Origin of the sequence: Variovorax beijingensis, assembly GCF_003951285.1 — a bacterium.
Taxonomy (GTDB): Bacteria; Pseudomonadota; Gammaproteobacteria; order Burkholderiales; family Burkholderiaceae_C; genus Variovorax; species Variovorax beijingensis.
The window spans coordinates 1-5,676 of record NZ_RXFQ01000048.1; the positions used below are offsets into that span (position 1 = coordinate 1).

General features: G+C 58.2%; 6 protein-coding genes. 5 read left to right on the top strand and 1 reads right to left on the bottom strand.

Going from position 1 to position 5,676, the window contains the following annotated elements:
* The first annotated feature begins 1,585 nt into the window (after positions 1 to 1,585).
* Positions 1,586 to 1,849, top strand: a complete 264-nt coding sequence (locus EJO66_RS32065) for a hypothetical protein (protein WP_125967230.1) — start codon at positions 1,586 to 1,588, stop codon at positions 1,847 to 1,849.
* A 604-nt stretch (positions 1,850 to 2,453) separates the two neighbouring features.
* On the opposite strand, the gene EJO66_RS32070 is transcribed toward EJO66_RS32065, so the two are convergent.
* Positions 2,454 to 2,927 (bottom strand): hypothetical protein, encoded by a 474-nt coding sequence (locus EJO66_RS32070; RefSeq protein WP_164547971.1) that lies wholly within the window; start codon positions 2,925 to 2,927, stop codon positions 2,454 to 2,456.
* A gap of 493 nt (positions 2,928 to 3,420) precedes the next feature.
* On the opposite strand from EJO66_RS32070, the gene EJO66_RS32075 reads away from it, so the two are divergent.
* The 4 genes from EJO66_RS32075 (at position 3,421) to EJO66_RS32090 (ending at position 5,657) form a co-directional block, all read left to right on the top strand.
* Entirely contained in the window at positions 3,421 to 3,930 is a 510-nt protein-coding gene (locus EJO66_RS32075; RefSeq protein ID WP_125967232.1) for a DUF1993 domain-containing protein, read from the top strand.
* A 191-nt stretch (positions 3,931 to 4,121) separates the two neighbouring features.
* Positions 4,122 to 4,853 (top strand): P-loop NTPase family protein, encoded by a 732-nt coding sequence (locus tag EJO66_RS32080; RefSeq protein ID WP_240648946.1) that lies wholly within the window; start codon positions 4,122 to 4,124, stop codon positions 4,851 to 4,853.
* A gap of 75 nt (positions 4,854 to 4,928) precedes the next feature.
* Positions 4,929 to 5,333, top strand: coding sequence for a VOC family protein (locus EJO66_RS32085; protein ID WP_125967233.1), 405 nt, complete (start codon positions 4,929 to 4,931; stop codon positions 5,331 to 5,333).
* A 120-nt stretch (positions 5,334 to 5,453) separates the two neighbouring features.
* Positions 5,454 to 5,657: a hypothetical protein gene (locus tag EJO66_RS32090; RefSeq protein WP_125967234.1), complete on the top strand. Its 204-nt coding sequence runs from the start codon at positions 5,454 to 5,456 to the stop codon at positions 5,655 to 5,657.
* The last annotated feature ends 19 nt before the right edge of the window (positions 5,658 to 5,676 follow it).

A 5,676-nucleotide genomic window follows, 5' to 3' on the forward strand; every position in this document is an offset into this window, starting at 1 on the left:
AGCCGTACACCAGACGACGAAGAGTGGACTGAGCTGACGCTATTTCTACGCGGCGAGCCCGGGCAATTCGTCACAGTTGACCCAATCGCGGATCAGCCCGCAACTTTGGCGATACGGTCTCCCGATGCGACCTTGGCCGAAAAGGCTGCGGCCTTCCTCGATGGCCGCCGGTAGCCAGCGGCTACAGTCGGCCATGCGCGAAATACCTCCTTTCAAACTAATTCCGGAGCCTCTCACTGCCGAGGCCACCGCATTGCCTCCGTTCAAGTGGGCTGGAGGTGACATCGGCCGTCGACATCGGCTCGGCGGACGGCCGGATTTCATCCAATCTCCCAACGTTCCGGAGTGCACTTGCGGCAAGAAAATGACTTTCTATGCACAGCTCGACTCCATCAACGATGAGTTTGTGCTCGCTGATTGCGGAATGATCTACGTATTCGTCTGCTTCGACTGCTTCGAAACAAAATCAGTACTGCAGTCTTGCTGAGGCACACCGCCGGCGCAGGCAACGCGCGGCCTAACCAGACACCCACCCAGCGCTCGAAAATGTTTGATGTCCTCGCTTCACCATGGTCCTGCATCGGCGCAGTGGCTGGGTTACTGATGGCAGTGTTAATCCATTGGCTTGCCCCAAGTGCCGACGCCGTTGCGATCGGAGCGTGGCTCGTTGGAATTGGCTGGGTTGCCGGTTTAGCGTGGGACCTCGTGGGCAAAGAGGCCAAGTAGGCATGCTTGCATCGTCAGCTCGACAGGCAGATCCCGGCCATGAGCGGACGGTCGTGGCGTCGACACACTCCGTTTGAAAGAGAGCGGGTGTTGTGACCTCGGCATCAATTCTTTCAGAGTCTCTCTTCGGACACCAAAACCACGTATGTTGTATCGCCTCTATTGCTCAAGCGGGAATACCTTAGGAGTCGACGAGTACGTCTGTTACTCGGAGATCGGAGCTGACGACACTTGGGTACGTTACGTCGAGATCAAGTCAGACGGAACGGCGCTCAGGTACGACAGGGAGCATGCCGCCGATCGATACGGAGTCCTCCCAGAAGGGGAATGGGAGGAAGAGGAACTAACAAAGAGGGAGTACGGCATCGTTGCAACGATTTCCGCTGACCTTTTTCAGTCGGTTTGGTCGGTGACCCGATGCGTAAATGACGATGGCGGCCAAAGCCAGAGGCCCGCTTGAGCAAACAGTTGGCCGCCATCGGCCAAAACCAGTCGCTCAACCTTGTGGCACGATTCATCAAATGAACTGCCGGATTTGTGGTCGTGAGCTCGGTCGAGAGGATGACCCGCTGTCCTTGGATTGCGGCGGGGACTGCTGGGGCTGCATCGGTGAAATCGAGGCGGAGATGGGTTCGGAATCGTCCCTCGCACGGGTTCGCGAGGAAGCGGCCCAAGGTCTCCGGCCAAGCTGGAAGGCCCCGGCTGAGCAGCCGCCGTCGGCCACAACCGGACATTGATCACGTAAGCGAAAATCACCCGACGGCGGACATTCAAGCCCTATCGGTGGCCCGTGGCGACAACTCCACCCACTCGCTAATGGCGGATGCGCCCGAAATCAGGTGCTACGAGGACATCAAGAATGAGCAACCAATCATGGTTAGACGAGCGACGAGTCGATCTCATTGCGATGCGAGTGGAGGCCACCTCTCGAGGGCCTTGGGCCGCATCAATCGAAGGTGAAAATCACACTAGCGGTTCAAGCTGCATCATTACTGCGGATGGCTCGATGGACCTAAGTGGCGCATCAGATTACGACATCGCGTTCATCGCCAACGCACGCCAAGACGTTCCATATCTTGTCGCGGAGCTTCGCAGGCTCGCGGCGATTCTTGAGTCTCGTTGAGTAGACCTCTATCTGCCAGAACCAGATGTTCGCAAGCGAAGTTGGTGAATATCAAAATGACAAATAGAAATTCCGTAAAGCTGAAAAACTCGTTTGCTACTGCTCTATCGATCATCGTGGAACCATGGGCAAATGAGTTTCACCTTCCGCCTGGTTCAGAGTGCGAGGTCGTCTCTATCGGCGGAGCTGTAGATACCGAAATTCTTATCGAGCTGGAGGCGCCGTCCACGCTAATCTTTTGGGTCAATACCCCCGGTGCTTTGTATGAGTACTGGCAGGATGGCAAGCTCGTAGACTAGGCTGCCCAGGCCACAATTCGACGTTCCACGCGCCCACAACAAAACCCAAATGGCGAAGTTCTATCCTGGAGCAAAGTTCGATGCAGCAATGCACCTCGTCCACGGTGCCGTTGGACTTGGCCTAGTCTCAGGGGCGCTCTCGCCGCGTTCATCGGCCAAATAGTCTTGGCAGGCTTGCTGGCCGTTCTCGCTGGTGGCATGTTTCTGCGCTTCAAGCGAGGTCGGTTGCGCAAAGGTAAGTGACCAGACTTCATCGGGTAAGGCCGACATTCGACACTCATCTTGGCAGGCCGCACCCTGCAGCGCTATCGGTGCGTCGCACTATGCACGCGCAGCACTTCGTCTTTTTCCTTCAATGGCAGAAAGAAGATTCCTGGCTTGAGGCTGGAAAATCCCGCTCCCTTCAAGAGCAGAAGTCGCGTAGTTGCATCGTTTTGATGAGCGGCCCTGATCTGACCGAGGCTGTAGTGCATAAGCGGGTCGAGCGGTATGAGCAATTCCCTTGGTACGCGGCCTGTATTTGTGATCAGAGCCTCGTCGACTGCCACGCGACGACGAATGACATTCGCCGAACCAGGGCCAGTGCGCGCCTGATCATCCGAGACCGGATTGCCCTTCGTGTCAACCATGTCAACGCTGACAACGCGGCCGACCAGTACATGGTCCGCCTCCATAGCCATTGCGGTGAGGGACATCTGCAGCGGAAGGCTCGCCGGTGCAGCAAGGGGGATCGTTGCCATCAGCGACAAAAGAAGGCGTTTCATCAAGCGTTCAAGCACTTCACGATCTCCAGAAACATCTGCTCGCCGTTGGGTCGCGCTACCGAGAGCGCGGACTGCTGTTTTCGGCCGGACTGTGCCACTCACGCGAGGCGGTGGTCACGAGGTTTGGGGCACTCACAGTTTCCGATACCTCGCGGACCGGTCTTGACGCAGCCCAAGCGCGGTACTCCTCCAGCTTTGCGTCCAGAGCTGCGGCGAAATCGGGTGTCATGTTTCCTCGATTCTGTGAATCGTCCGTTGAGGGCGAATTCTGCCTCGGCGCCGAACGTCTGGTCTTGGCGGCGCGGTCTGTCGTGCGTCCGCAATTGACGTCCGCTTCTGCTAGTGAACTGCCCTTCAACGCGGCTGCTCCGACTACCAGCGGGAAGAAAAGCTGGCCACAAAAGCCGGGGCGATTCAGTTCGCCCTGTGCTGTTAGCCTTACATGGTCGGCAGGGCCTCTGCCACGCCAACTCCGGCCATCGTGCCCAATTTTAGAAGTGAACTTACTATGACCAGCCCGCTGTACAACGCCTCCGTTCCCGTCATGCAGCAGATGCTGCGCGCCCTGTCCGACGTGCTCAAGAAGGCCGAAGACCACGCGACGCAAAAAAATATCGATCCAAATGCGCTGCTGCAGGCGCGGCTGTTCCCTGACATGTTTCCGCTGGTACGTCAGGTACAGATCGCCGCAGACTTCTCCAAGGGCATTGCCTCCCGCCTGGCTGGTGCCGAGGTGCCGTCCTGGCCCGACACTGAGGTCAGCTTCGCCGACTTGCAAGCGTTGATCGCCAAAGCTTTGGCCCATATCGGCTCCTTCAAGTCTGAGCAATTTGATTCAAGCGAGAGCCGCGAGATCGTATTGCGCCCCGGCACCCCCAAGGAAAAGAAGCTGACCGCAGGCTCATATCTTCTGCACTATGGACTGCCGCAGTTTTTCTTCCACGTGACCACCACCTATGCCATCTTGCGCTACAACGGCATTGAGATCGGTAAGCGCGACTACATGGGTGCCTACTAACCCAAGACAGACAGGAGTTCAGCCACTCTGGCCACTGCCGCTCGATAGCAACTAGAGCCTCCGCGTTCGACGTTGGTCTGCTGATGGCGGCTATGCAGCGGTTGCCGACATCCCTCGACCCAGCGCGAATAGGTACTATCGGCCAGGAACAGACATCGAGGACCGCCGCCTGAATCGGATACAACATCCACATGAACCCCATCGCATTGCCCGACCTACGGTCTTCCGAGCATCATGGGCTCGTCATCATCGAGGGCATCATGGGCTCCGGAAAGTCGACGACCATGGGGTTGGTCGCGAAGGCGCTTGAAGATGCGGGCCGGCCGGCGCTTGCTGTTCACGAACGCGCCGACCCGCACCCCGTCCGAGCGACAGATGAACTCCAGCACTGGTTCGAGCCCTGGCGCGAATCGACGGCTGAACAACTGGGCCGGCGAGCGCTTTCAAGGTGGCGCTCGTTCGTCGAAGAGGTTCAACTTGGCGTTGCGGTGCCTGTGCTGGACGGCCAACTCTTTCATGGCGACCTTACCAATCTCTTCCTGATGGAGGCGAGCTTCGACAAAATCGCGACGTACTGCGGGAGCTTGACCCAGCTCATCGGACCATTGCAACCGCTCGTCGTCTACCTGAGGCAGGAGAGCGTGGAGCGCGCCGTGCGCACCGTTTGCGCGGAGCGGGGGGAGGCCTGGATGAAGTATCAGGTCGACTGGAAGTTGAAGGGACCTTACGCCGTGCGCCGGAACTTGGTTGGTCTCGAAGGCCTCATCGCCCTGTACCAAGACTATCGGCTCATGACGGACGCGCTGTTCGAACGACTAACGCTGGACAAGGTGGTCATTGAGAACTCGGAACGAGACTGGGCGCGGTACAACCAGCAGGTCCTCGAACGACTTGGCTTGGACGGCGTACCAAGTGCCAGTTGAGGCGCGTGTTCACAGGCAGAATGCGGCCAACAGCGGACGGTCGGCGCTGTTCTCCAAATTGCCTGAGGAGTCACTGTGTTTTCCCATGTCTTTGTCAGCGTCAGCGATTTCGAGCGCGCCTTTCGCTTCTACGGCGCATTGATGGACAGCCTCGGCGTTGAGTTGCGCTTCTGCGAGCGCGAGAGGCCATGGGCTGGCTGGCACAGCGCAGGTGAGACCCGCCCCTTATTCGTCATTTGCAGGCCCTATGACGGGCAGCCGCAACACCCTGGAAACGGGCAAATGGTCGCCTTCGCAGCGGCCTCCAGGGAGGTCGTCCGAGCGTCATACCAAACCGCGCTGGACCATGGCGGAACCTGTGAGGGGCCCCCAGGCCTTCGCCCCCAGTATCACGACAACTACTACGGCGCGTATTTTCGCGACCCGGACGGCAACAAACTATGCGTCGCGTGCCATGCGCCGACGGCCGGCGGTGCATAAGGTCGCCGCTTCGCGTGGCCGGCAGAATACGACCAAATGCGGACCTTGGAACGACGCCTCCAGCCCCGCTGCTCTTGAGCCGTACCATCGCACCCCGGACTTCTAACTGATTGAGGTTCCATGAGAAGAGATCAAGCAATTCAAATCCACGGGAAGGCACTGGCCGCTGTTGAAGCACTGACATCCGTCCTGGAGGTCATGAAGGAGACTGTCACGGCCGAAGAGTTCGAGAAGCTCAAGAAGGGGGTTGGGCTTTCGATAGGAGCCATCGAGATGCACATCAATGCTCCCCTGCTTCAGTATTTTCCTGACCTTGAGATATGAAGTTGATATGGCAGAGTTC

Coding starts and splice junctions, on each gene's coding strand:
- EJO66_RS32075 (WP_125967232.1), top strand. CDS start 3,421: ATGACCAGCCCGCTGTACAACGCCTCCGTTCCCGTCATGCAGCAGATG.
- EJO66_RS32090 (WP_125967234.1), top strand. CDS start 5,454: ATGAGAAGAGATCAAGCAATTCAAATCCACGGGAAGGCACTGGCCGCT.
- EJO66_RS32080 (WP_240648946.1), top strand. CDS start 4,122: ATGAACCCCATCGCATTGCCCGACCTACGGTCTTCCGAGCATCATGGG.
- EJO66_RS32065 (WP_125967230.1), top strand. CDS start 1,586: ATGAGCAACCAATCATGGTTAGACGAGCGACGAGTCGATCTCATTGCG.